Here is a 2,943-nt window from a genome sequence, read left to right on the forward strand (position 1 = left end):
CGCCGAGCACCGCGTACCTGGCGCCGACGTCGGCGGCGACGAAGGCGATCTGGTCGGGGGCGAACGTGGAGTAGACGGTGCAGCCGACGGCGCCGGCGTGCACCGCGCCGAGGTCGGCGAGGACGTGCTCGCTCCGGTTGACCATCATCAGCGCCACCGCCTCGCCCGACTGGAGCCCGAGCGCGGCGAATCCGGCGGCGATCTCCAGGACCCGCCGGCGCGCCTCACCGTAACTCAGCGTGTCCCATCCGCCCTCTATGGGGTCGGAGTAGGCGGGCGCGTCCGGGTACCGCTCGGCCAGGCTGTCGAGTTGCCCGCACACGGTACGACCGGCGATCAGCTGTTCGATCTCGGCCCGGACCTCGAGGACATCGGCCATGACACCGCCTCCAGTCAGTAATCACTTGCTGAACCGGGTTGCATCGCACCACACAGTGGGGGCACCGGCAAGAGCGGTCACGTAGAGTGACTGATCGTGCGCACGTTCTTCGGCCATCCGCGGGGTCTGGCGACGCTCTTCTGCACCGAGATGTGGGAGCGTTTCAGCTGGTACGGGCTGCGCGCCATCCTGGCGACCTTCATGGCGGCCTCGCCCGCCCAGCAGGGCCTGGGGATGAGCGAGCAGACGGCGCAGGCGGTGGTCGGCGTCTACGGCGCGCTGATCTACCTGGTGGCGCTGCCGGGCGGCTGGGTGGCCGACAGGATCCTGGGGGCGCGCAGGGCGGTGTTCTGGGGCGGCCTGGTCATCATGTGCGGCCACATCAGCATGGCGGTCCCGGTGGGCGGCTCGTTCTTCGTCTGGCTGGGGCTGCTGCTGATCATCTCGGGCACCGGGCTGCTCAAGCCGAACATCTCGGTCATGGTCGGCAGGCTCTACCGCGACGCCGACGACGGGCGCAGGGACGCCGGGTTCTCGCTGTTCTACCTGGGCATCAACCTGGGCGCCTTCTTCGCGCCGCTCGTGGTCGGGTGGCTGGCGGCGGACGGGCGCTGGCATCTGGGGTTCGGGGCGGCGGCGGTGGGCATGGCGCTCGGGCTGGTCCAGTACGTCCTGGGCCGGAAGGGGCTGCCCGACCAGGGGCCCGGGATGCCGCTCAGCGCGCCGGAGCGGGCGCGGGCGGTCAGGATCGTGTCGTTCGCGGTGGCCGTGACGGTGGTGGCCATGGCGGTCTGGGTGGCCACCGGGACGTTCTCGATCTCCGCGTTCACGCTGGTCGTGACGGTCGTGGTGCTGGCGGTGCCGGTGGCGTACTTCTGCTACGTCATGCTGGGCAGCCACGAGCTGACCGAGGACGAGCGGCTGCGGATGAAGGCCTACATCTGGCTGTTCGCGGCGGCCGCCGTCTTCTGGATGATCTTCGACCTGGCGCCGAGCAAGCTGCTGTTCTTCGCCCAGAACAACACGGACCTGTCGCTGTTCGGGTTCCGCGTCGAGGCGGCGGCGACGCAGTCGATCAACCCGGTGTTCATCATGATCCTGGCGCCGGTGTTCGCGGCGCTGTGGGTGCGGCTGGGCACCCGGGTGAGCACGCCGCAGAAGTTCGCGTTCGCGCTGCTCATGGCGGGGCTGAGCTTCGTGGTCATGGCGACGGCGGCGCGGCTGGCGGAGTCGGGCCGGGTGTCGGTCTGGTGGCTGGTGCCGGTCTACCTGATCCAGGTGTTCGGTGAGCTGTCGCTGAGCCCGGTCGGGCTGTCGGTCACCTCCAAGCTGGCGCCGCGGGCGTTCAAGGGGCAGATGCTCGGCGTGTGGTTCATCGCGACGTCGGTCGGCGACGCGGTCGGCGGGCAGACCGGGCGGCTGAGCGGGGTGCTGTCCGAGCCCGCCTACTACCTCCTGCTGGCGGCGGTGGCGCTCGCGGCGGGGGCGGTGCTGCTGGTGGCGGCGCGGCGGCTGCGGGCCCTGATGGCCGAGCACCCTGTACCGATGCGCTAGAAATTCCATCGTGTCGGTAATTCTCGACCTCGCCGGAATTTTCGTCTTCGCCCTGTCCGGCGCGCTGATGGGCGTGCGCAAGCGGCTCGACATGGTCGGGATGGCGGTGCTCGCCGAGATGACCGCGCTGGGCGGCGGCATCGTGCGCGACCTGATCCTGAACGTGCGGCCCGCCGCCTTCGAGAGCACCGGGTACGTGCTCGTGCCGGTGGCGGCCACCGCCATCGTGTTCTTCTGGCACCCGCACGTGGCCAGGGTGATGCCGGCGATCCTCGTGCTCGACGCGGCGGGCCTGGGGCTGTTCTGCGCGGTCGGCACCGAGAAGGCGCTGGGCTTCGGGCTGAGCCCGCTGCACGCGGCGCTGCTGGGCGTCACGACGGCCGTCGGCGGCGGCATGCTGCGCGACGTGCTGGCCGGGGAGATCCCGACGCTCCTGTACGACCGGCAGCTCTACGCGGTCCCCGCGATGCTGGGCTCGGCGGTGATGGCCGGACTGTACTGGACAGGGCTGAACGGCTGGCACGCCACGCTCGCCGCGGCACTGCTGACCTTCGGGCTGCGCATCGCGGCGATGCGCTACAAGTGGCGCGCACCGCTGGCCAGGGGCGTCAAACCGTCGGACTGAGCCGCCGGACCGAGCCACCGGACTGAGCCACCGGACCGAGCGGGGGCGGCAGTCACACCATGGGGGTGAGCGCGTCGCGCCGCGGCGGCCGGGCGCCCGCCGGCCCCTCCTCGCGGGCCCGCGCGATGCGCGTGACGGCCTCGGCGAGCGTCTGGGGCGCCAGCGTGTACGGCAGCCGCAGGTACCCCTCCAGCGTGCCCTCCAGCCCGAACCAGGGTCCCGGCGCCAGCCGTACGCCGTGGCAGGCCGCCGCCTCCGCCAGGGCCACCGCCGAGCCCGAGCCGAGCCGCACCCACAGCGACCCGCCGCCCCTCGGGACCGCGAACTCCCACTCCGGCAGCCGCTCGCGCAGCGCCGCCACGAGCGCGTCACGCGGGGGGCGCAG

3 protein-coding genes and 1 pseudogene are annotated in these 2,943 nt (G+C 72.0%); 2 read left to right on the plus strand and 2 right to left on the minus strand.

The window, feature by feature from the left end:
• A partial coding sequence (locus KME77_RS09615; RefSeq protein WP_219464269.1) for an AMP-binding protein occupies positions 1–379 on the minus strand: 379 nt, incomplete at its 3' end.
• 96 nt (positions 380–475) lie between these two features.
• Here KME77_RS09615 and KME77_RS09620 point away from each other — a divergent pair.
• Positions 476–1,933, plus strand: a complete 1,458-nt coding sequence (locus KME77_RS09620; RefSeq protein WP_308250637.1) for a peptide MFS transporter — start codon at positions 476–478, stop codon at positions 1,931–1,933.
• 10 nt (positions 1,934–1,943) lie between these two features.
• Entirely contained in the window at positions 1,944–2,558 is a 615-nt protein-coding gene (locus tag KME77_RS09625) for a trimeric intracellular cation channel family protein (protein WP_219464270.1), read from the plus strand.
• 52 nt (positions 2,559–2,610) lie between these two features.
• Here the strand turns inward: KME77_RS09625 and KME77_RS09630 are convergent.
• Positions 2,611–2,943 (minus strand): annotated as a pseudogene (locus KME77_RS09630) (MocR-like transcription factor YczR); the annotation flags it as partial.

It is taken from the genome of Nonomuraea rhizosphaerae, assembly GCF_019396405.1.
Classification (GTDB): domain Bacteria; phylum Actinomycetota; class Actinomycetes; order Streptosporangiales; family Streptosporangiaceae; genus Nonomuraea; species Nonomuraea rhizosphaerae.